The organism is Arcobacter sp. YIC-80, assembly GCF_044841725.1.
Lineage (GTDB): Bacteria > Campylobacterota > Campylobacteria > Campylobacterales > Arcobacteraceae > Arcobacter_B.
Window position 1 is genome coordinate 5,057 of record NZ_JBJBSI010000012.1, and the last position, 23,535, is coordinate 28,591.

Sequence of the window (23,535 nt, forward strand, 5' to 3'; positions counted from 1 at the left end):
TCCATCTTTATCTACTAATTTAACTGTATATGTTAACTCTCCACCTTCTTCTACACTTGATTTATCTACACTTATCTGCGCGTATACTGTATCTTCTGCACTTGGTGGGTTTGTTGGTGTTGTATCATCTGTTATAAAAGATTTACCTGAAGCAGTTGTATTTGTAGTTGTTCCTGAAATTATTGTAGCTTCTAAAGAAAAAGATTCTGTAGGTTCTTTATATACATCATCAATAGTTTTTACTCTTATTTTTATTGAATCTTCACCTGCTGGAATTGTAGCTGTTGTTGATTCAACCCATTGACCATTTACAAAAACTTCTATTTTTTGGCTATAGTCATTTTGTGTTGCTGTATCTTCTTTAGTTTGTAAAGAAAAAGTAATGTCTTCATAGCTTGAGCCACTTAAACTTATATCAAAATTAGCATATTCACCTTCAACTACTTCGCTACCTGTAATACTTAAAGTTGGTATACCATTATCTAAAATAGTACCTTCACCTTGTGCATCTGCAATTGTTGCATTTATTACATTCGTAATATTTAAAAAGAAATTTTCACTTGCTTCATAAATATTATCATTAATTATTGGGATTCTAACTTCTTGTACTGTTTCTCCAGGGAAAAATCTTAAAGTCCCTATAGAATTAAGATAGTCTTTAATTTCTTCTGCTGTACCATCAGAAGTTGAGAAATCAACACTTACTAATACTGTTGTAGGGGCACTTAACGTAATATTAAATACTATTTCACCATCATTTTCATTAACTGTAACATTTGAAACTGAAACTTCAGGAATAAAAACATCCTCAGCAGTAGAAACAGCTGTAGAAGAAATAGATTCTGATAAGTTTTCCCATCTATCAGTTTCAGCAATTCCAGGTAAAGAATCATCTGTAGGATTAAGAATTGAATTAAATGTAGAACCGTCTGATGTAGGCTCCGCTGCTTCTGGACCAGCAGCTGCTGCATCAAGTGCTCCAATTAATGTTTGAAAATCAGAAATTAATGCTAAATTATCAGAAGGTTCAGTATTTACACCTAAAGAAGCTAATTGTTCTAATTTATCTAAGATTTCACTTCCATTAAATGCTGATTCTTCTAATGCTTCTTCAATTTTATTATTATCAACATTTTTATTAATAATAATAGATGTAGGATTATCTGTATTAGTATTATTTTGTAATAATGGAACAATACCATTTAGTTCAACTTGAATATTTTTACCACTAATATTAAATACTAAAATAATTGATTCTTGATCATCTTTAAAGTTTAATACATAATTAGTAAATCCATTAGAAAATACGTACTGTTCGCCTTTATTGACATTAAAAGATAAATCTTTATTTAAATCTATCTCTTTTAATTGTGTTCCAGTTTTTATTGTAAGTTTCATTTTCAATCCTTCTTTATTTCTTCAAAATCTTATAAATCAACTATTATTTCTTCATTAATATATAATTTAACTAATGAGTTTTGTCCTGTTCCTTGATAAACATTATATGTATTACTATCTACAGTTTGAGTATTCTCTTGAATCCACTCAGTATTAATGTTTTCAGTATTCTCATCAGAAATTAAAATGTCTTCTAAATATAAGTCATAATTCATCTTAGACCCTTTTATAATATATTCATATTATATATACTATATAAAAAAAGTCTCTAAAAAGTTTTTTTTGATATTTTTTAATGTTTTAATAAATGAGAGATAAAATTATCTCTCATGAAGTGAGTCTTGTTTAACTTTTAAAATAGGTTTTAAAATAAAGTCCAGAATAGTTTTCTTTCCTGTTATAATATCAACAGAAGCTACCATTCCAGGGATAATAGGTAATTTCTTACCTTTTCTTTCTAAGTAGTTTTTATCAGTTTTTACTAATACTCTATAGTAACTTTTATCATCTTTTGAGTCTTTATCTTGAATAGTATCAGCTGATATTTCTACAATTTTACCTTCCAATCCACCATAAATTGAAAAGTCATAAGCTGTAATCTTTATAATTGCCTTTTGACTAGGGTTTATAAAGGCTATATCTTTAGGATCAATTTTTGCTTCAACAACTAAAGCATCGCTTAAAGGTACAATTTCAACTAAATCCATACCAGATTGAATTACTCCACCTATTGTGTTTAAATTTAATTGTTTTATAATACCATCTACAGGTGAAGATATTATTGTTTTTTCAACCTTATCTTTATCTCCAACTAGTTTTGCTTCAAATCTATTTACTTTACTTATAACCTCTTGTAAACCTTTTGAAGAGGCAGCTTTAAAAGTATCAATTTTTTCTAAAATTCTATTTCTTGCTTCAGAAATAGCATATCTTGATCTTGAAATTGATAATTTTGCTGTTTCTAAATCACCTTTTGTTTGATTATATTCTTTTTCAATATCTAGTAAATCAAACCTTGATTTAACGCCTCTTGCTACAAGTTTTTTAATAGTTTTTCTTTGTTGTTCAATAAACTCTAAACTTTTAGTTAATTTTCTAATAGTACTTTGTATTTCTAGTTGTTCTTGTATTTTTTGATTTACTTGATTTTCTAAAACTCTAATCGATGATTTCAATTCATTAACTCTATTTTCTAAAAGTAATTTCTCAGTCTTATCATATCTTGAAGGATCATTTAAAACTTTTTCATCAAATTTTAATTCAGGAATTTTTTTATCTAAATCTAATTGAGACTCAATTTCTAACCTTGCTTTTAAAGCTAATAAAGATAAATATTCTTGTTTACTCTCTTCAAGAGAAGCTTGAAACCTTGTTGTATCAATTTTCATTAAAGGATCATTTTGTTTTACTCTTTGTCCTTCTTTTACTAAAATTTCAGAAATGATACCACCATCCAAAGATTGAACTGTTTGAATTTTATCTGTAGGGATTACTTTTCCTTTACCCCTTGCTAGTTCGTCAATTTGGGCTAAAGAAGCCCATATTAAAAATATTGTAAAGATACCAATAATTGTAAAAGCAATTACATTTGATCGTAAAGAAGGTTTTTCATTAGCAAAAGAGTATGTAGAATAAACAAACTCTAAATCTTCATCTTCATTATCAAAGCCATATAATTTTTTAATACTAGAAAAAAAACCTTTTTTCTTTTTTTTCGGTCTTACATCCTCAAACTCTTTTTCATAATTTTTATTTTCTTTAATACTTGAATCATAAATAGATGAAGTTTCTGGTTTATCATTACCAAGAATTGTTAAATGTTCTAAATTTTCATTTTTAGGTTTATTATTGTTTAAATCATTTTCTTTCATTAATTACTCGCTTTTGTAGTAAAAACTTCTTCTTTTGGCCCATCAACTACTATTTGTCCATTTTCAACGATTATCACTCTATCTACTAATTCTAATAAAGATGTTTTATGAGTCACAACTATTAAAGTTTTATCTTCAATAATTGTTTTAAGCCTTTTAATAAATGCTTTTTCTGTTTGTCTATCCATTGAGTTCGTTGGTTCATCTAGCATAATAATACTAGGATCTGAGATTAAAGCTCTAGCTAAAGTTACAGATTGTCTCTCACCTCCACTTAAGCCTTCTCCTCTCTCTCCAACAAGTAAATCATAACCTGCTTCATGTTTTCCTAGGAATTCATCTAAACCTGCAATTTTCGAAACTCTTAATAATTCTTCATCTGAAACATATTGTTCCCCTATTGTTAAATTATCTTTTATTGTTCCCATAAATAGAAATGGTTCTTGAGGAACACATCCTATTGCATGTCTTAAATCAGTAGGATCTACTTGTCTAGTATCTAAACCATCAATTAATACTGATCCTTTTTTAGGTTCATATAAATTCATAATTAGTTTTAATAAAGTTGATTTTCCTGAACCAATTTTTCCTAAAATTGCGACTTTTTCACCCTCTTTAATTGTAAGATTGATGTTTTTTAAAGTTTGATGATTTTGATCTTTATATGCAAATTCAACATCTTTTAATGTTATATCTCCTCTTAAATTAGGTCTACTAATATAAGATTTATTCTCTTTTTCCACAGGCATATTCATAATTTCATCAAGATTATTTAAAGAAAGCATTGTTTTATCAAACTTAATAATCATACCTACAAGTTGAGAAACTGGGGCAATTACTCTACCATTTAAAATCATTGCTGCAATAATTGCACCCATTGTAATCTTTCCATCTTGTGCTAAATAAACTCCACCTGCAACAATAGCAATATTTGAAAATTGAGATAAAAAAGCTGTAAAGTAAGTAATACTTTGAGATAAAAAATGACCTTTATCAGAATAATGCACTGTTTTGTTAATAGATTGATCCCAGTGTGTTTTCATTCTATTTTGAGCTTTTACACTTTTTATTATTTCTAAACCTGCAACTGCTTCTATTAAAGTAGTTTGTTTAATTTGTTCTTCTTTTACAGATTTCTCAATTAAAGCTTTTAAGGGTCTTTGTAAATACCAAGAAAGAGTTATAGATATTAATACTGTTGCTACTGTTATATAAGCTAAAGGTCCTGCAATAAAAACAATTACTAAAATAAAAATTATAACAAAAGGTAAGTCAACAATAGCTGCAATTGTAGCACTTGTAAAAAATTCTCTAACACTTTCAAAGGATTGTAATCTACTTACAAATTGACCAGTTGAAGAAGGTTTTGCATCCATTTTTATATTCATTAAATGATTAAATATCTTATTTGACATAACCGTATCAGCACGTTTACTTGCTATACCTAAAAAATGAGAACGTAATACTTTTAATAGTAAATCAAAAATCATCACAAGTGATATTCCGATGAATAAAGCCCACAATGTTTCTATTGCATTATTTGGTAAAACTCTATCATAAACATTCATTGTAAATAAAGGTGTTGCTAAAATAAAAATATTAATAAATAAAGATACTAAAACTACTTGTTTATAAATACCTTTATTTCTAAACATAGTACCCCAAAACCATTCTTTAGGACTATCTACAATTACTTCTTTTTCTATTCTATTATTAAAATTATACTCTGGTTTAATAATTAAAACATCACCTGTAAATTCTGATTCTAGTTTTTCTATTGTTATTTGAGTTTCACCTGAACTTAAACCCGGTACAATAACATTAGCAATTTGTTCTTCTAAATCATAATCAAGTAAAACACATGCCCTATTTTTATTAAGAATTAAAACAGAAGGTAAAGCTAGTTTTGTTATATCAGATATATTTTCTCTTTTTACAGTTTTAGGAACTAGACCTATTCTCTTTGCAGCTTGATGAAACATAGAGATATTCATAGAAGTTTTATGTATAGGCAAGCCATAAGTTAAAGAGGCTTCTGATGTTTCTCTTTTATGATATTTTGATAAAAAAAGTAGACAACCTAGTAAGTCGTCTACTTTCCGTCTGTCTTTTAAGTTTGATAAGGTTTCCGTTCTGATTTCATTTGAATCATGATTTTCCATGTTCACCTTTTAAATAATTAATGATACTTTTTATATAGTTTTTGATGTTTACTAACATTATCTATATATGGATTACCTTTTAAAACTGATTTAGGTAAAGAAGATAATGCAGCTTTTGCTTCTTTTACAGAATCAAATATACCATAAATTACCTTTGCACTTTTCATACTAGGTCCAAATTCATAAGTATAAGCTTTTGAACTATCTAAACCATTTGATTGTACATAGTTTTTTGCAGCATTTAAACCTTTTGTTGTTGTAATATTAATAGTATATGTTTTTTCTGATGAATTAAGAAACTCTAATATACTACTATCTTCTCTTACTTCTACTGTATCAGTTACTTCTAAAAGTTCTTCTGTTAAATCATCTATATTTTCATTAACTACTACATCTTCTTCTTTATTTTCAAGACTATTTTTTGCTTCTTCATCGCCTAATAAAGCTGTTAACTCTTCTGAAACATTTAAATTGTTTTTTGTAGTATTATTTTTTTGAACATCTTGTTTTATATTTGTTTTTGCACATTGTGCTATATTTGAATCTAAAACAGTCGGAATTAAAATAGATAAACTATTTAGTAAATCATAATAATTTGAATATAATTCATACTCTCTAATTACTAAACTTTTTTTTGCCTCATATAATACTGTTTGGGCATCTAAAATATCTACAAAAGTTCTTGTTCCTGCTTCAAATTCACTTTTATATACTTCAACAATATTTTCATTAGCAACTACATATTTTTTAAGAACATTTATTCTATCTTTATTCTTTTTATATCTTTGATAAGTAACTTTTACAGATTCAACTACTTTTTTTGTAATAGCATCTAATCTTTGTTTTTGCTCCGCTAAAAAAAGTTCTTCTTGTTTAGATATAGCATAATCAGAACCACCATTATAAATATTCCATGCCAAATTTATTCTACCGAAAACTTGATTTTCTTTTCCTTCTTCATTTAAGCTTAAATCATTATCTGTAATAGCCTTTAATTCAAGACTTAAGTTTGGTAAAAAAGTTGCATCTGCTTGTGCAATTTTTTCTCTTTGAGCTTTTACTCTTTCAATTTGTTCTAAAATTTCATAGTTATTTAAAACTGCTTGCTCTACTATTTCTTGTAAAGGTTTATTAACAATAGTTTCATTGATAAAAGGTCTACACTCATTACCTGTAGGTTTTTCACCGATATATCTTTTAAAAGTACTAATTTTTGAAGATTTTAAATCTTGCTCTTCAATATATTTTTCTTTTACAAAACTAAGTTTTGAATCTACTTGATAAGTTTCAAGTACTTCACCACTTATTTCTTCTTTTTGTTTAGCTATTTCTAAATTATCTTCATTTGTAGTTATCATACCTTTTGTTAGTTTTAGAAATTCATTATATTGAACATATCCAGTATATGCGTTAATTGTTTCTAATACTATATTGCTTATGTTTCTATTTGTCCTATATTTATTTGCGATATCATTATGCTTGGCTTCTCTTACTCTACTTGGAGTTAAATCTCCATCATAAAGCATTTGATTTAAAGCAATACCAAAGTTATAACCATCTTCTTGATCTGAACCATCTTCATTATTATTAGGATTTGGTTGATTATAATTTTTATCTGTATTTACTTTTTCAATTCTACCATCAATATCAATTCGAGGGTAATAATTACCTCTTCTTTCATCAACATATTTTTTAAATGCTTCTTGATTTTTCTTTTCTGCAATTATCTCTGGATTTTTATCTAAGACTTTTTCAACACTTTGCTTTAATGTATAGGCATTAAGTAATGTTGTACTAGCAATAATAGATAAAAATGAATATTTTAATATTTTAGAAACTCTCATGATATAGCCTTAGTAATTTTTTTTATTATTTTAAACATATTATGTTTAATTATATATTAAACATTAACTTATATATCATATATTATAACTTTTTTTTCCATTTTTTTTATAAAAATTACATATTTAAATAATTTTAAATTTAATTTATTAAAGTTATAATTAGTCTAAGAAGCGAAATAAGGTAAATAATGAGTGAAGATAATATTAAAAAATTTAACAATATTTTAAAGAATTTAAATGTTCTTTACATTGAGGATGAAGAAAACATAAGATTAAATATAAAGAAAGTTCTTCTTTTATTATGTAAAAATGTTTTTGATACAGGAAGTGTTGAAGAGGCAAAAGAAATATTGGAAAAACAAAGAATAGATATTATTATCTCTGATATAAATTTACCTAAGCAAAATGGTTTAGATTTTGTAGAAGAAATAAGAAAAATCAATAAAAAAATCCCAGTGATTTTATTAAGTGCATATACTGAAACAAACTACCTTTTAAAAGCTACAAAACTTAAACTTATTGATTATCTAACAAAACCTGTTAATTTTGAAACTTTGAATCAAGCTTTATTAAAATGTGCAGAAGATATTTATGAAAATGCAATGTTTATTATAAATTTTCAAAATAAGATTCAATACAATGTCTTAAATAAGAAACTAGAAGACTCTAATAAACAAGAAATTAATCTTACGTCAAAAGAGGTAGCTTTGCTTGATTATTTTATAAAAAATAATACTAGAGTCATATCCCATGAAGAACTTAAAAATAATATTTGGGAAGATTCCTATGAAACTACTGATTCAGCTTTAAAAAATTTATTAAATAAACTACGAAAAAAAATAGGGAAAGACTCAATTTCAAATATTTCTGGGGTTGGTTACAAATTAAATATCTAATTTTTTAATTTAATACTTATTTTATATAGTTTTAACTAGAATTAATAATACTATATAAAAGAGCATATTATGAATAAATTTTTACTATTATTTTTATTACCTTTTTTTACACTTAATGGCGCTACTAAAGAGCTTTTAAATACATTTGAAACTAATTCAGATGTAATGCTTTTAATTGATCCCAAAAATGGGAAAATAGTAAAAGCGAATAAGGCTGCAAGCAATTTATATGGCTACTCAATAAATAAATTAAAAAAAATGAATATAAAAGATATAAATACTTTTACAAAAGAACAAATTTCAAAAGAAATGAACTTAGCTAAAATTGAAAATAGAAATTTTTTTATTTTTAATCATAAATTAGCTTCTGGTAAAATAATAAAAGTTGTGGTTCATTCATACCCAATAAAATACAAAAATAAGAAATTACTGTTTTCAATTATTCACAAACAATTATCATCTCAAAATATTAAAGAATTTAATCAAAGATTAGAAGAACAAGTTCAGATACAAATCAAACAAATAAAAGAAAACGAAGAGAATCTAATCACTATATTTTTAATTTCCACTATTTTATTTATTATTGGTATTATATTTTTATTTTATTTATTAAAACAAAGAGATTTATTAACAAAAAAACTACTAAAAACAAACAAAGAATTAAACGAACTTAATCAAAGATTTGAACTAGCTATGAATAGTACAAAAGATGGTCTTTGGGATTGGGATCTAAAGACAGATTATATATATTATTCACCTACCTGGAAAAATATGTTTGGTTATAAAGAAGATGAGATTAAAAACTCAATAAAAGAATGGGAAATCAGAGTTCATCCAGAAGATAAAGAACAAGCACTTATAGATATAAAAGAGCACCTCGAAAATAAAACTAAATTTTATGAAAATATACATAGAATTAAACATAAAGACGGAAGATGGCTATGGATTTATGATAGGGGAAAAGCTATTTTTGATAAAGATGGTAAACCTATTAGATTTATTGGTTTTCAAACAGACTTAACAACACAAAAAAAGATTGAAAAAAGAATAGAAGAACAAAAAGAAGAATTTAAAGCCATCTTTGAAAACTCAATGGATCCAATTGCTATTTTAGATAAAAATGCAGATTTAATAAAATTTAATAAATCATTTTTAAAAATTACAGGTTATAAAAATGAGGATTTAGTAGAAAAATCATATTATGATTTAATTGTAGAAGATGAAATCGAAAAGATGAAAGAAATACTAAATATAGTTTTAAACCAAGGACAAGTAGAAAACATAGAAAAAAGATGTATAACAAAAAACCTTGAACAAATAACTGTAAGTATGAGTATAACTTTAATGCCTGATAAAAAACGTTTCTTAATTAATATGAAAGATATTAGTAAACAAAAACTTATTGAAACCCAATCAAAATTAATATCAATGGGTGAAATGATTGGTAATATTTCACATCAATGGAGACAACCCCTAACAATAATTTCAACAGTAGCAAGTGCTTTAGTTGTAAAAAAAGAGTGTGGAATATTAGAAGATTCAGATATAAAAGAGAGTTCAAATACAATTGTTTCTCAAACTAAATATTTATCCCAAACAATTGATGATTTTAGAACATTTATTAAAGATGCTGAACCAAAAGAAGATTTGAGTTTAATAAAAGCAATAAATAAAACTGTTTCATTAGTAACACCTAGTTTAAAAAACAACTATATTACTTTGATTAAAAACATTGAAGATGATATTTCTATTCCAGGATATGAAAATCAATTAGTACAAGCTTTTGTAAATATTATAAATAATGCAAAAGACGCTTTAAAAGAAAACTTAAATGATACAGAAGATAAACTAATATTTATATCTACAAAAAAGATTGATTCAAAACTTATTATTACAATAAAAGATAATGGAGGTGGTATCTCAAAAGATATTATTTCAAGAATATTTGAACCTTACTTCACGACAAAACATCAAAGTGTTGGAACAGGAATAGGTTTATCTTTAGCCAATGATATTATTTCTAAGAATCATAAAGCTAAAATAGAAGTTTTAAATGAAAAATATGAATATAAAGGAAAAGAATACACAGGTGCTGTATTTAACATAGAATTTAAATGAATATCAAAAAATTAATAAAGAAATATATAACATTACAAAAGTTTTTAAAAGAAGACTATAAGAATTTGTTAGAAAAAAATTATACATTTTATATACTTGAACTTTCTCAAGATGCAAGAAAATGGCAAAGTAATATTTGTTTATCACAAAATGAAGTAAAAGCCCTAAAAGCTTTTTATGTAAATAATACAAATAAAAGAAAACCTTATCTTTTAGAATTAGAAAAACCAAGAAAAGCAAAAATCATCAAACTATCTCTTGAAGATATTTTAAAAGATGAAATATTAACAAAAAAACTTACTAGAAGAATAGAATTAATTCCAAAATACAATGAAAAAATACTTGTTAGTTTAACTAAAAAGTCTGATATTAAGATATTTTGGAATTTTGAAAAGAATCTTGAAGTAAGATATCTTTACTATAAAGAAGATAAATTCATATATAACTTTTATGAAAATAAAAAATTACCCTTTTTTATAAATGAACCCTACCTTGAAGTAATTAATAGTAAAGGTAAATATGGACTTATTCATAAAGATGGTATATATCAAAATGGTCAATTAAAATTAATATATAAATGTAAATATCATCATATATTAACAAAAGGTGTATTAGCTCAGATTCAAAAAGAAAAAACAAAGAGTACTCAAAACTATAAAAATTATTTGTGTACTATTATTGATTTGGAAACAAATGATATTTATTCAAATAAAGCTTTATGTAATACTTTAAATCAAGATAATTTTATAGAAATAACAAAAAAGAAGAAATTTAAATATATTAAAATTGATAAAAAAAGAGAAAAACCTATTATCAAAAGTAAAGAATATGATTATATTATAAATTTAAGCATTCTAAATGAAAAACCCGTTTTTAGCAAAAAAGAAAAATTATGGGGATACATAAATAAAAATGGCGAAGAAATAATAAAGCCTAAATTTAAAAACTATGGTATTTTTAATAGTGGATATGCACTTATCAATGAAGATGAAAAGTATTTTGTCATAGATACTCAAGGGAAAATACAAATAGCAAAAAAAGAGTTTATAAAACATTTTAGAAACGATGTTTTTTTTGTGAAAGAAAACAAAAAATATGCCATATACAAAAAAAATAAAAAGATAATTGATTTTATAGATATCAACAAAGAACTTGAAAAAATAAAAAATGATCAAAACTTTGATGAAAAAGAACTTTTAAAGTATTTAAGAAGAATCCATAGAAAAAACACTTATCAATTTAGCCAAGAAAAAAATCCTATATTTTTATTTTTAGAGCTTGAATTAATAAAAGAAAAATCAAAACTTATTAAAAATAAATATAAATTATCTCTAAAAGAGTATATAAATCAATTTAAAAAGTTTGAGAATCAAATAGATTTAAATATAAGTGAACTTACAAATCATAAAGTAAAAGTAAAAAACTGTGAAATATTAAAAAAGTACAAAGATATCATAATAGAATCAACAAAAGGTACAATAAGCCTTAAATATCCAATAAATAAAAATATGTTTGATATGAACAAAGAACTTCCTGTGCAATTTGTAAAAACAAATAATGAAATATTAACATTAGGAATAAAGTTTAAATATCTTGAATTAATCAGGTAAGTTTAAAAGATAAAATGGAGGAGCTAGTCGGACTCGAACCAACGCATACCGGATTTGCAATCCGGGGCATTACCAGCTTTGCTATAGCTCCAATTGTCAGAAAATCATTAACAATGATAAAAGTTAGATGATTTTGCATGATTAAAAAAGAAGTGGCAGAGAGTGGGGGATTCGAACCCCCGGAGGCGTGAACCTCGCCGGTTTTCAAAACCGGTACTTTCGACCAACTCAGTCAACTCTCTACAATTCTAAAAAAGTGGTGCGAATGGTGAGAATCGAACTCACACTCCGAAACCGGAATGGGATTTTAAGTCCCACGCGTCTACCTATTCCGCCACACTCGCACTTTTAAATCTAAGTTTTCTTCGGTTTTTTGAACCGTTCTTCTTAAATTGGACTGGAATTATAATAGATTTTTTTTTCTTTGTCAAGGGTTTTTGAAAAGAATTTCAAAATTTTTTAAAATTTAGCTGTTTTAATAAAAAATGAAAATCAATAAATGTATAATATCTGCTATACATATAAGAAGAATTCAAAGGATTATAATTGAGAAGTAATGAGATAAAAAAAGGATATGATAGAACTCCACATAGATCTTTATTAAGAGCTACTGGATTACAAGATGAAGATTTTGATAAGCCATTTATTGGTGTAGCAAACTCTTTTATTGAACTTATTCCTGGTCACTTCTTTTTAAATAAAGTTGGTGAAATTATAAAAGAAGAGATTAAAGCAAATGGTTGTGTTCCATTTGAGTTTAACACTATTGGAGTTGATGATGGTATTGCCATGGGACATGATGGTATGTTATTTTCACTTCCATCAAGAGAACTAATAGCAAACTCTATTGAAACTGTAATGAATGCACATAAACTTGATGCAATGATTGCTATTCCAAACTGTGATAAGATTGTACCAGGTATGATTATGGGTGCCTTAAGAGTAGATGTACCTACTGTATTTGTATCAGGTGGACCAATGCAAAAGGGTCATACAAAAGATGGAGCTCCTATTGATTTAGCTACTGCTTTTGAAGCTGTTGGAAAACATGAATCAGGTGAAATGAGTGATGAAGAGTTAAAAGATATCGAATGTAATGCCTGTCCAAGTGGTGGTTCTTGTTCAGGAATGTTTACAGCAAACTCTATGAATACTCTTATGGAAGCTATGGGTATTGCTCTTCCAGGAAATGGAACAATCTTAGCTTTAACTCCTGAAAGAGAAGAGTTATATAGACAAGCAGCAAGAAGAATTTGTGAAATAGCAAAAGATGAAAAAGCAAGAGAAGAGTACAAATTAAAAAATATTTTAAATGAAAATGCTGTAAGAAATGCTTTTGCAGTTGATATGGCAATGGGTGGATCTTCAAATACTGTTTTACACATGTTAGCTATTGCTAAAGAAGCAGGAGTAAACTTCAACTTAGAAGATATTAACTCTATTTCAAAAAGAGTTTCTCATATTGCTAAAATCTCTCCATCTTTATCAACTGTACACATGGAAGATATTAATACAGCTGGTGGAGTAAATGCTGTAATGAAAGAGATGTCAAAAAGAGGTGATGATATTCTAATTGACAATCCAACTATTGGTGGAATTTCAACTTTAGAAAAAATCAAAGACTCTGAAATTAAAGATACAAATATTATTCACACTATTGACAATCCATACTCAGAAGTTGGTGGATTAGCTATTTTATACGGAAACCTTGCAGAACAAGGTGCTGTTATCAAAACTGCTGGTATAACAGGAGATAGAGTTTTCACTGGGAAAGCTGTATGTTTTGATGGACAACCAGAAGCTATTGCTGGTATTGTTGGAGGCAAGGTTAAAGCTGGTGATGTAGTTGTTATTAGATATGAAGGGCCAAAAGGTGGTCCAGGTATGCAAGAGATGTTAGCTCCAACTTCACTTATTATGGGAATGGGACTTGGAGATAAAGTTGCATTAATTACTGATGGTAGATTCTCTGGTGCTACAAGAGGCGCTTCTATCGGTCACGTTTCTCCTGAAGCTGCTGAGGGTGGTATGATTGGTTTACTAAAAGATGGTGATGAAATTCATATTGATGTTGACCAATATATCTTATCTGTAAACTTAACTGATGAAGAAATAGCAGAAAGAAAAGCAAACTTCACTCCTCTTAAAAAACCTCTTAACTCTTCTTGGTTAGGACAATACAGAGCACTTGTAACAAATGCAAGTTCTGGAGCAGTTTTAAAAACTGACTTATAAACACTAAAACTAGGGCTTTGCCTTAGTTTTAACTATTAACCATTTATTAACTATTTATTGAAAAATAGTTTACAAACATACCCTACAATTATATTATCAAAATTCGAAAGGATGAATTGTGAAGAAAAAACTTTTATTCGCTTCAGCAATGATTGCAAGTCAATTATTTGCACAATCAATTGACTTTGAAATGATGAATAAAAACCCTCAAAGAGTGGTTCCTAATTCTACTACTGAAATATTATCATTTAATAAAAATATTGAAAACTCTATGCATTCAGTAGTTAATATTTCTGCTAAAAGACATGTAAATACAAGAGTAAATAATTTACCTCTTGAAATGTTTAATGACCCATTCTTCAAAAGATTTTTTGGAGAACAGTTTGGTAATCAGTTTAGACAAAATAGAGTTCAACGATCACTTGGTTCTGGTGTAATTGTTTCAAAAGATGGATATATTGTAACAAATAACCATGTTATTGAAAATGCAGAAGAAATTACAGTAACTATTGGTGATGATACAACAGAATATAATGGAAAATTAATTGGAAGAGATGCAGATAGTGACTTAGCTGTTATTAAAATTGAAGGTAAAAACCTTGAAGCTATGAAACTAGGTGATTCATCTTCACTAAAAGTTGGTGATGTAATTTTTGCTATGGGTAATCCTTTTGGTATAGGAAGTACTGTAACACAAGGTATTATCTCAGCACTTAATAAAAATAAAGTTGGTATCAACAGATATGAAAATTATATTCAAACAGACGCTTCTATAAACCCAGGTAATTCAGGTGGTGCTTTAATAGATTCAAGAGGTGCGCTAATTGGTATTAATACTGCAATTTTATCAAAAAGTGGTGGTAATAATGGAATTGGTTTTGCTATTCCCGTAAACATGGTAAAAGATGTAGTTAAAAAACTTGTAACAGACGGGAAAGTAACTAGAGGTTATTTAGGTGTTGCTATTGGTGACTTAGATAAAGACTTGTCAAAAGTATATAATCATAAAAAAGGTGCTTTAGTTCTTGATGTGTCTACTGGAACTCCAGCTGAAAAATATGGAGTTAAAAGAGGTGACTTAATTTATGCTATAAATGGCAAAAAAATAACTGATAGAACATCTTTACAAAATGTTGTTGCTTCATTTAAACCACAACAAAAAGTAACTATTTCACTTGAAAGAAATAAGAAAAATATTAAACTTGATATAGTTTTAGGAAATAGAGAATCTTTAATAAAAATTTCTTCAAATAATAGTAAAGTTCTTGGTGGATTACGACTTAAAAATATTGATATGAATATTAGAAAACAATATAGACTGCCATTAAGTGCACAAGGTATTCTAATTTCAGATGTTGAACCAAAATCAAAAGCTGAAAAAACTGGTTTCCAACCAGGGGATATTATAATTCAAATTGAAGATGTTGAAATAAAAGATTTTAGTGATGTTGAAAAAGCTTTAAGTAAGTATAATAAACAACACAAAAGAATTTATGTAAATAGATATGGTCAAACAATTCTATTTGTAACTAAATAAAAAGGATTTGTCATAATTAAAGTACTAATGATAGAAGATGATTTAGAATTAGCTCAAATCATTACTGATTACTTAGCCTCATTTGATATAGAAGTTACTAACACAGATAGCCCATACACAGGGCTATCAATGTTAAGTGTTAATAAAGACTATAAACTTCTAATTTTAGATTTAACTCTTCCTGAAATTGATGGTTTAGAATTAATTCCTAAAATTAGAGAAAAAAGTGAAATACCTATTATTATTTCTAGTGCAAGAGATGATATTTTAGATAAGGTTATGGGCTTAGAAAGAGGTGCTGATGATTATCTTCCAAAACCATATAACCCAAGAGAGCTTCAAGCTAGAATAAAAACTATTCTAAAAAGAGTTGAGACAAATACACCTGAAGTTAAAAGTGATATAAAGCAAGCTAATACAACATTTGAAATCAAAGAAGATGATATGCAAATCAATTTTAAAGATAATGCTTTAACTTTAACTTTAGCAGAATATGACATCCTAAAGCTTCTTATTCAAAGAAATGGTGGTGTTGTATCAAGAGAAGATTTTATTTATGCAAGTGATCATATTGAAGATGATTCATCTCTTAAAAATATCGATGTAATTATTTCAAGAATAAGAACAAAACTAGCAAAAATAGATGATAGTCAAACTTATATCAAATCAGTTAGAGGTATTGGATATAAACTAGTATGACAAAAAATATTTCTATTTCTGCTTTTATTAATATGATATTTTCATTAGCATTTGTGGCCATTATGATTACATTTGCTTTATTTATAAGATTTGATCAACAAAGACATGAAATAACCCTACAAAATAGATATGAACTAATTGCAGAAAACTTTTTGAGTGCTTTTCAAAACCTTCCTACAGTTGAAACACTTGAAAATCTTTTCGAAAAATTTAAAGTTGAACCTATAAAAGAAAGAGATGCAAAACTTGAAATAATTAAGCAAGCCCAAGAGCTTACTATTACTCAAAACTATTTAGGAACATATAGAGTTTATAAATACAATGAACACTATTATATTTATGTACAACAATATGGTTATAATATTATGCTTAAAGATATTAGAAACCATAATTATAGTGTTGCTATTATTATACTTGCAATGATTTTATCTTTAGTAACTTTACTTTTTTTATACATAACTTTAAAGAGAAAACTTTTACCTTTAAAGCTTTTAAATAAACAAATTATAGAGTTTTCAAATGGGAAAAAAGATGTAAAAATAAAAAGTGTAAGCAATGATGAAATAGGAACCATCGCAAAAAGTTTTAACGAAGCTTTAACTATCATAAGTAATCAAACTAAATCAAAAGATTTATTTATGAGAAATATGATGCATGAACTTAAAACACCTATTACAAAAGCCATGTTTATAGCTGAAACTCTTGAAGATGAAAAAGCTAGAGATAATCTTCAAAAAGCTTTTAAAAGAATGGATGCCATTATCAAAGAGTTAGCAACTGTTGAGAAAATCACATCTCAAAATAGAGTTGTGTATAAAGAGCTTACATCTTTTTTCAATATCTATAATAAAACATTAGAAATTATGATGATCAACCCTGAAAATATTGCTTCAAAAATTAGAGATTTTAAATTTGAAGTTGATATTTATATGTTTTCAATAGTTCTTAAAAATTTAATTGATAATGCAATAAAATTTTCACCAAATAAAAAAGCTATTATAAATGCTTCAAAAGAACAAATTATTGTAAGTTCAAAAGGTGAACCTTTAAAGCATGAACTTGAGTATTATACAGAAGCTTTTTGTCAAGAAGAAAAAAGAAGTGATGGCTTTGGTCTTGGACTTTATATAGTTAAAACTATTGCTAATTTACATGGTTATAAGTTAGAGTACTTCTATAAAGATGAAAAAAATCACTTTGTGATAAATATGAAAGAGAAGAACTAAGATTCTTCTCTAACATCTTTCATAACTTCAAACCAGTCCCTTGAAAATTTATTTTTAATATATTTGGCCCTATGGGGCACAATACAGCCAGAACAGTTTTGGTGAATATAATCATCACCTTTATACTGAGCTCCATCTTTTGAGTTAATTCCACACTTTGAAAAAAGTGTTCTACCCTCAACTACTTCAAAACCTTCCATTTTAAATCTAAAGTTTGGACAGGCACATAAATAGCAGTTTAAATCTTCGTAATCATGGCATTTTTTATTGTCTTTGTATAAAGGACAAAAATCTGGTTCATTCTTAACCATGTTGTCAAATCTAAAATACTCTATAACCTCATCAACAGATTTATCACTTAGTTTCTTCATTACGTTTGCATGAAGATTACCTTGCTTGATAAACCACTCTTCATAAGTCATCATAGTACTCCTAAAATTAATACAATTATTATAAATATATCTAGTTTTCTTTTAATTGATAATGCATTTAGCACATCATAATTTTCTATAATTTCTCTACCTCTACCAAAAAATGGTTTTTCTTTTAGTTTCCCAAAATAAGAAGTAGGACCGCCAAGTTTAACACCTAAACCTAAAGCAATAGCTGAGATAGGAAGTCCTGCATTTAAACTATCATGTTTTTTCCCATATTTCCCAAACTCCAAAAGTGCAGATTTTGAGAAGAAGAAAAGTGCTATTAACACTGCGGTAATTCGAGAGGGAATATAGTTTACTATATCATCTAATATGGCAGATATTTTACCAAAGTTCTCATATTTTTTATTTCTATATCCTACCATAGAATCAAGTGTATTTATAGCTTTATATATGAAAGCCCCAACTATTCCAAAACATATAAGATAAAACAAGGGAGCTATTACACCATCACTTAGGTTCTCTCCATAAGTTTCCACTGCTGCTTTATTCACATCACTATTTGACATCTCACTTGTATCACGGCTTACTAAATATGAAATCTTTTGCTTTTTTACTTCTAAGTCATTGGAACTAACTATATCTTTTACACTCTCATATAACATCTTTGAAGCTAGAGTAAAAGAAGCTAAGAAACCTTGAACAAATACATTATCAATTAGTGATAAAACATACGAAATTACAAATACCACTAGTACTGTTGATATTGTAAGAAATGCACCTCTTAAAACAGAGTCCTTATAAAACTTCTTTTGAAACCAAGAGATATAATTTCCTATTAGAATAATTGGATGTTTTATAAACTTCAGTTTTTCAAACTCACCAAAAACTAAATCAAGAACATAAGCTATTAAAGCAATACTAGAAAACACTCTGCTCTATCCTCTTCACATCTAATCTACTTCTCATCTCATCTATAAAAGTATCAACTGTATTTTTCTTATACTCTTTAAAACTATAACCTATATAGTCCTTATTGATTGCTTTAAAATATGATGTTCTAAACTCATCATTATCAAAGATACCATGAACAAATGTTCCTTTGAATTTATTAGACTCATAAGATAATGGATACTTATCACAAACCCCGTGATGTATCTCAAAACCATCTATCTTACAATCAAATAAATCATAAGATTGCTTTTTTAAAACCTTTTTTTTCTCAAAAACAATATTTGATGGTATTTTTCCAAAGCCCTCTTCTACTAAAGGCTCGCTATTTTCTAAAGCATACTTATCATTAAGTGTTTCAAACATCATCTCATATCCACCACAAATAGTACAGATATATCCATCATAGTTTTTTATTTTATCAAATAGCCCCATATCTTTTAGCCATTTTAAATCTTTGATTACAAGTTTTGAACCAGGAAGAATCACTAAATCAAATTTCTCTAAAGATATATTATAATCTACAAACTCTACAAATACTTCATCATCAGCAATTAATGGCTCTATATCATTATAGTTACTCATAAAAGGATATGAGATAACAGCAATATCTAGTTTTTTCTTTTTTGGCTTTTGTACGAAGTTTTTTAGACTTGCAGAGTCTTCAAATCCTAAGTTAAATGGAATATATGGTAATACTCCTAATACAGAGATTTTAAACTCTTCTTCAATAATCCTAATACCTTCATCAAAAAGCGTTAAATCGCCTCTAAATTTATTTACTATAACTCCCACTACATTATTTCTTAGTTTCTCTGGTAATAAGTGATAAACTCCATAAATAGAAGCAAACACTCCACCCTTTTCTATATCTGCTACAAGTATAATTTTTGTATTGTACTCATCTGCTATAAAGATATTTGATAAGTCTTTATCCATTAGGTTTAACTCTACTGGGCTTCCTGCACCTTCATTTACTACAATGTCATACTTATCATCTAAGTACTCATAACATCTTTTAACTGCAGGTTTTAATAAATCTAAGTCTCTATAATATTCTCTAACATCTTTATTTGTAACTATTTGACCTTCTACTATAAGTGAAGCAGAGTTTCCACGACCTGATTTTAAAAGTACTGGGTTTAGATGATAAGAAGTCTCTACTCCTAAAACTTCACTTTGAAAGTATTGGGCTATTGCTATTTCACTGCCGTCATCACATACATGTGAGTTATTAGATACATTTTGTGCTTTAAAAGGAGCAACACTATAACCTAAGTCTTGAAGTATTTTTGCTATTACGAAAGTGATAGTTGATTTACCAGCATCAGAACTAGTTCCAAAGATAGAGATATTTTTCATTTTATTCCTGAACTTATATTTTGTGATATTATAGTAAAAATTAAATTAGAGTCATTTTCTCATACTTTATCACAAATAAATAAAAATATATTTAAGTATTTATAAAACACTTATATGATATTTTTCTATCTTAGGATTTTATAATGTATCAGAAAATAAAAAACTTATTTGACATAAAAGTCATATATACTATTATATTCATAACTCTAGCATCATGGTCTTTCTTCGCCTACTATACTATGAGTACTTTAATCAAAGAACAAAAAGTTTATGCAAATATAATCAATCTTAGTGGAAAACAAAGAATGCTTTCTCAAAAAACTGCACTTATGGCAGAAAGATTTTATGAATCAAATAATAAAAATTTTAAAATACATTTTTATGAATTAATTACTCTTATGGAAAAAGAGCATAAATACATCACTAATAATCTAAATACAAAAGAAAGCCAAAATATATATTTTAAAAAGCCTTATAACTTAGATAAAAAAGTAACTACTTATATATCCATGCTTAAAGAATTTTATAAAAATAAACAAAAAGAGACTTTAGAAAAAATACATGATTATTCTTTTAATCTTTTGCCTAAACTAAATCATGCAGTATATCAGTTTGAAAAAGAGAGTCAGGATATGACTCAAAACCTTTTAGAAAGAGAACTCTTTATTTTAATTGGTACTTTATTTACGCTATTTTTAGAAGCTATATTTATAGTAATTCCATCTATAAAATTAACACAAGAAAAAGAAAAAGAACTTCAAGAGTTAAATAGTGTATTAGCTCATAAAATAGAAAATGCAATAAAAGAAAATCGCAAAAAAGAAAATATGCTAAAACATCACTTTAGACTTGCTCAAATGGGAGAAATAATAAAAAACATTGCTCATCATTGGAGACAACCTTTATCAGTAATATCAACCCTAGCAAGTAGTATGAAAATAGAAAAACAATTAAATATACTTGAAGATAAAAGGCTTATTCAAAATTTAGATACAATTGTTGATTATACACAAGACTTATCAAAAGTTATTGAAAATTTCACTTTATTTACAGATGACTCACATGATTTAATTTATTTCAATGTTACAAAATGTATGTATCTTACAACAAACCTAATAGACGCTACTTTAAAACATGAAAATATAAAACTTATTAAAAATTATGATAATAAAGAACTTCGTATAGAAGGTAATAATATCAAGTTTAGACAATTGCTTTTAAATATTTTAAATAATGCAAAAGATGCTTTAGTAAAAAGTACTAATAAAGATAAATATATAAAAATATCATTAGAAGAAAAAGCAGATTCAATCAAAATTCTAATTGAAAATAACGGTGATAAAATAAAAGAGAATATTCTGCCTAAAATATTTGATATATATTTCACGACGAAACACTCATCAAAAGGAACAGGATTAGGATTGTTTTTATCTTATGAAATTGCAACTAAGCACTTCAAAGGTGATTTAAGTGCAAAAAATTTAACAAATGGTGTTCTTTTTGAAATAAATCTTCCTAAATTCTCTAATACTAGTAAAACCTTATAATTTATATGTAATTATTATTGCTATATACTTAATATAAATTCTTATATTAAGGAAAATAATGAAAAGTCATAAGTATTTATTTATAAAAGTATTTATTCCATTTTTTATAGCTTTTGTAATAATTGGTGCTTTTTCACTGTTTTCACTTGATAAATTAAACAATAATTATCAAAAAAATCGGACAAAAGATATTTTGCTAAATATTGAAAGAATCTATGAAAGTAAAATAAATGAAAATAATAATATTTATAAAGAACTCTTACATAATATCAAAAATGATAAAACAATTGCTAAACTATATCTTCAAAAAAATAGAAAAGCTCTTTATGATTATACAAAAGACACCTATTTAAGATTGAATAAATCTTTTGGTATTACGCACTTTTATTTTCATGATTTAGATTCAAGAGTATTTTTAAGAGTTCATAATTATAAAAAACACTCTGATAAAATAGATAGATTTACACTAAAAAAAGCTCAAAATACTTTAAAAGATAGTGAAGGAATTGAATTTGGTATTGCTCATAATCTAACTAGTCGTTATGTAACTCCGTATTTTATAAAAGGAAAGCTTGTAGGTTTTTTAGAATTAGGAGAAGAAGTAGATTATATGACTCAATATTTATCAAATATTCTTAATGCACAAATACTTGTAGCCATAAAAAAAGATTTAATAAATCTAAAAAATATAAGACTTACAAGTAAACTAAATAAACAAATAAAAAACTATCCAGAAACTGCAAAATACTATATAATAAATTCAACAATTAAAAATATTGATGATAATATAAAAAACTTGATAGATAAAGATGTAGATATATTTAAAATACAAAAGAACATATCAATAAACTATGAAATAGGTATGTTGGAACTTTATGATATAGAAAAAAGAAATGTAGGAGAAATAATAGTTCTTATAAATACCCAAGAAGATAAGATAAACCTTCTATCTGAAAAGACTAAACTAAGTACTTTGATTTTTTTAGTAGGATTTTTTATAGTAAGTACTTATTTTGTTTACGTTAAAGGTATTACTAAAAAATTAGATAAATCTACAGAAGATATTATAAAACTTACGAATATTGATCAATTAACTTCACTTTATAATAGAAGATATTTTAATGAAATAATTCCTAAAGAAATACAAAACGCTATAAATGCTAATCAAAATGTATCTTTTATAATGATAGATATTGACGACTTTAAAAAATATAACGATAACTATGGACACTTAAAAGGTGATATAGTTTTAAAAGAAGTTTCAAAAATATTACTTAATCATCAAAAAAGGGCCAATGATATTGCCTTTAGAATGGGAGGGGAAGAGTTTGCTTTATTTGTTATAGAAAGAGAAAATCAAATCAGTGCCATAAATATTGCAGAACAAATACGTAAAGAAGTATTTGATTTAGATATTGAACATAAAATGTCTCAACATAAAAAAATAACTCTATCAATAGGTATCACAACTCAAAAAGCAACTAAAAACCTAGAAATAGATGAGTTATACAAACAAGCAGATGAAGCTTTATATATAGCGAAAGAAACTGGTAAAAATAAACTACATCCTTACATGAAATAAAATATAATTACCAAAAGTTTGCCTATTTAAACTTATATCCTTCGTTTACTATATTCTTAATGATTTCTACGGGACTGTTTAATCATTGAGATTCAAACTATTCCATAAATGGTAGATGAG

General features: G+C 26.5%; 17 protein-coding genes and 3 tRNA genes. 9 read left to right on the top strand and 11 right to left on the bottom strand.

Annotation, left to right across the window (positions count from 1 at the left end; genetic code table 11):
- The 5 genes from ACH5BK_RS12920 to ACH5BK_RS12940 all read right to left on the bottom strand — a co-directional run.
- Positions 1-1,398 (bottom strand): Calx-beta domain-containing protein (locus ACH5BK_RS12920; protein WP_404308068.1); only part of this gene is annotated, 1,398 nt, incomplete at its 3' end.
- A gap of 29 nt (positions 1,399-1,427) precedes the next feature.
- On the bottom strand, positions 1,428-1,613 hold the full coding sequence (locus ACH5BK_RS12925) for a hypothetical protein (protein WP_404308070.1): 186 nt from the start codon (positions 1,611-1,613) through the stop codon (positions 1,428-1,430).
- A gap of 105 nt (positions 1,614-1,718) precedes the next feature.
- Complete coding sequence (locus ACH5BK_RS12930; protein ID WP_404308072.1) at positions 1,719-3,269, bottom strand: HlyD family type I secretion periplasmic adaptor subunit; 1,551 nt, start codon at positions 3,267-3,269, stop codon at positions 1,719-1,721.
- On the bottom strand, positions 3,269-5,431 hold the full coding sequence (locus tag ACH5BK_RS12935; RefSeq protein ID WP_404308074.1) for a type I secretion system permease/ATPase: 2,163 nt from the start codon (positions 5,429-5,431) through the stop codon (positions 3,269-3,271). The genes ACH5BK_RS12930 and ACH5BK_RS12935 overlap by 1 nt, the downstream gene beginning before the upstream one ends.
- Before the next feature lie 17 nt (positions 5,432-5,448).
- Complete coding sequence (locus tag ACH5BK_RS12940; RefSeq protein ID WP_404308076.1) at positions 5,449-7,275, bottom strand: TolC family protein; 1,827 nt, start codon at positions 7,273-7,275, stop codon at positions 5,449-5,451.
- Between the two features lie 188 nt (positions 7,276-7,463).
- Between ACH5BK_RS12940 and ACH5BK_RS12945 the strand changes: the two genes are divergently transcribed.
- From ACH5BK_RS12945 to ACH5BK_RS12955, 3 genes are all read left to right on the top strand, one after another.
- Positions 7,464-8,171: a response regulator transcription factor gene (locus tag ACH5BK_RS12945; protein WP_404308078.1), complete on the top strand. Its 708-nt coding sequence runs from the start codon at positions 7,464-7,466 to the stop codon at positions 8,169-8,171.
- A 69-nt stretch (positions 8,172-8,240) separates the two neighbouring features.
- The gene (locus tag ACH5BK_RS12950) at positions 8,241-10,289 is read left to right on the top strand and encodes a PAS domain S-box protein (RefSeq protein WP_404308080.1); all 2,049 of its coding nucleotides are present in this window, start codon (positions 8,241-8,243) and stop codon (positions 10,287-10,289) included.
- A complete protein-coding gene (locus ACH5BK_RS12955) occupies positions 10,286-11,899 on the top strand; it encodes a WG repeat-containing protein (RefSeq protein WP_404308082.1) in 1,614 nt (537 codons plus the stop codon). Before ACH5BK_RS12950 ends, ACH5BK_RS12955 begins: the two co-directional genes overlap by 4 nt.
- A gap of 15 nt (positions 11,900-11,914) precedes the next feature.
- Here ACH5BK_RS12955 and ACH5BK_RS12960 read toward each other — a convergent pair.
- From ACH5BK_RS12960 to ACH5BK_RS12970, 3 genes are all read right to left on the bottom strand, one after another.
- Positions 11,915-11,990: transfer RNA gene (locus ACH5BK_RS12960), tRNA-Cys, on the bottom strand.
- 62 nt (positions 11,991-12,052) lie between these two features.
- A tRNA-Ser gene (locus ACH5BK_RS12965) sits at positions 12,053-12,141 on the bottom strand.
- Between the two features lie 15 nt (positions 12,142-12,156).
- Positions 12,157-12,243: transfer RNA gene (locus ACH5BK_RS12970), tRNA-Leu, on the bottom strand.
- A 202-nt stretch (positions 12,244-12,445) separates the two neighbouring features.
- Between ACH5BK_RS12970 and ilvD the strand changes: the two genes are divergently transcribed.
- The 4 genes from ilvD to ACH5BK_RS12990 all read left to right on the top strand — a co-directional run bounded on the left by ilvD (position 12,446) and on the right by ACH5BK_RS12990 (position 17,596).
- A complete protein-coding gene (gene ilvD / locus ACH5BK_RS12975) occupies positions 12,446-14,134 on the top strand; it encodes a dihydroxy-acid dehydratase (protein WP_404308085.1) in 1,689 nt (562 codons plus the stop codon).
- Positions 14,135-14,252: 118 nt separating this feature from the next.
- A complete protein-coding gene (locus ACH5BK_RS12980; RefSeq protein WP_404308087.1) occupies positions 14,253-15,671 on the top strand; it encodes a Do family serine endopeptidase in 1,419 nt (472 codons plus the stop codon).
- A 12-nt stretch (positions 15,672-15,683) separates the two neighbouring features.
- Positions 15,684-16,370 carry a response regulator transcription factor gene (locus ACH5BK_RS12985; protein WP_404308174.1) on the top strand — a complete coding sequence of 229 codons (687 nt, stop codon included), beginning with the start codon at positions 15,684-15,686 and terminating at the stop codon, positions 16,368-16,370.
- Positions 16,367-17,596 carry an ArsS family sensor histidine kinase gene (locus ACH5BK_RS12990; protein WP_404308089.1) on the top strand — a complete coding sequence of 410 codons (1,230 nt, stop codon included), beginning with the start codon at positions 16,367-16,369 and terminating at the stop codon, positions 17,594-17,596. Before ACH5BK_RS12985 ends, ACH5BK_RS12990 begins: the two co-directional genes overlap by 4 nt.
- On the opposite strand, the gene ACH5BK_RS12995 is transcribed toward ACH5BK_RS12990, so the two are convergent.
- Genes ACH5BK_RS12995 through ACH5BK_RS13005 form a run of 3 tightly spaced genes read right to left on the bottom strand, consistent with a single transcriptional unit; the run spans position 17,593 to position 20,286 of the window.
- The gene (locus ACH5BK_RS12995; RefSeq protein ID WP_404308091.1) at positions 17,593-18,021 is read right to left on the bottom strand and encodes a hypothetical protein; all 429 of its coding nucleotides are present in this window, start codon (positions 18,019-18,021) and stop codon (positions 17,593-17,595) included. The two genes, ACH5BK_RS12990 and ACH5BK_RS12995, sit on opposite strands and share 4 nt — an antisense overlap.
- Positions 18,018-18,905 (bottom strand): adenosylcobinamide-phosphate synthase CbiB, encoded by an 888-nt coding sequence (gene cbiB, locus ACH5BK_RS13000; protein WP_404308093.1) that lies wholly within the window; start codon positions 18,903-18,905, stop codon positions 18,018-18,020. The genes ACH5BK_RS12995 and cbiB overlap by 4 nt, the downstream gene beginning before the upstream one ends.
- Entirely contained in the window at positions 18,895-20,286 is a 1,392-nt protein-coding gene (locus tag ACH5BK_RS13005; protein ID WP_404308095.1) for a cobyric acid synthase, read from the bottom strand. The genes cbiB and ACH5BK_RS13005 overlap by 11 nt, the downstream gene beginning before the upstream one ends.
- Positions 20,287-20,429: 143 nt before the next feature.
- On the opposite strand from ACH5BK_RS13005, the gene ACH5BK_RS13010 reads away from it, so the two are divergent.
- Both ACH5BK_RS13010 and ACH5BK_RS13015 read left to right on the top strand, forming a co-directional pair.
- On the top strand, positions 20,430-21,833 hold the full coding sequence (locus ACH5BK_RS13010) for a sensor histidine kinase (protein ID WP_404308097.1): 1,404 nt from the start codon (positions 20,430-20,432) through the stop codon (positions 21,831-21,833).
- Positions 21,834-21,891: 58 nt separating this feature from the next.
- Positions 21,892-23,415 carry a diguanylate cyclase gene (locus tag ACH5BK_RS13015; protein WP_404308099.1) on the top strand — a complete coding sequence of 508 codons (1,524 nt, stop codon included), beginning with the start codon at positions 21,892-21,894 and terminating at the stop codon, positions 23,413-23,415.
- Positions 23,416-23,535 lie beyond the last annotated feature (120 nt).

Excerpts from the sequence above, each read along its gene's own strand:
- ACH5BK_RS12945 (WP_404308078.1), top strand. The coding sequence starts at position 7,464 with ATGAGTGAAGATAATATTAAAAAATTTAACAATATTTTAAAGAATTTA.
- ACH5BK_RS13015 (WP_404308099.1), top strand. The coding sequence starts at position 21,892 with ATGAAAAGTCATAAGTATTTATTTATAAAAGTATTTATTCCATTTTTT.
- ACH5BK_RS13005 (WP_404308095.1), bottom strand. The coding sequence starts at position 20,286 with ATGAAAAATATCTCTATCTTTGGAACTAGTTCTGATGCTGGTAAATCA.
- ACH5BK_RS12925 (WP_404308070.1), bottom strand. The coding sequence starts at position 1,613 with ATGAATTATGACTTATATTTAGAAGACATTTTAATTTCTGATGAGAAT.
- ACH5BK_RS12995 (WP_404308091.1), bottom strand. The coding sequence starts at position 18,021 with ATGATGACTTATGAAGAGTGGTTTATCAAGCAAGGTAATCTTCATGCA.
- ACH5BK_RS12990 (WP_404308089.1), top strand. The coding sequence starts at position 16,367 with ATGACAAAAAATATTTCTATTTCTGCTTTTATTAATATGATATTTTCA.
- ACH5BK_RS12935 (WP_404308074.1), bottom strand. The coding sequence starts at position 5,431 with ATGGAAAATCATGATTCAAATGAAATCAGAACGGAAACCTTATCAAAC.
- ACH5BK_RS13010 (WP_404308097.1), top strand. The coding sequence starts at position 20,430 with ATGTATCAGAAAATAAAAAACTTATTTGACATAAAAGTCATATATACT.
- ACH5BK_RS12950 (WP_404308080.1), top strand. The coding sequence starts at position 8,241 with ATGAATAAATTTTTACTATTATTTTTATTACCTTTTTTTACACTTAAT.
- ACH5BK_RS12930 (WP_404308072.1), bottom strand. The coding sequence starts at position 3,269 with ATGAAAGAAAATGATTTAAACAATAATAAACCTAAAAATGAAAATTTA.
- ACH5BK_RS12955 (WP_404308082.1), top strand. The coding sequence starts at position 10,286 with ATGAATATCAAAAAATTAATAAAGAAATATATAACATTACAAAAGTTT.
- ACH5BK_RS12940 (WP_404308076.1), bottom strand. The coding sequence starts at position 7,275 with ATGAGAGTTTCTAAAATATTAAAATATTCATTTTTATCTATTATTGCT.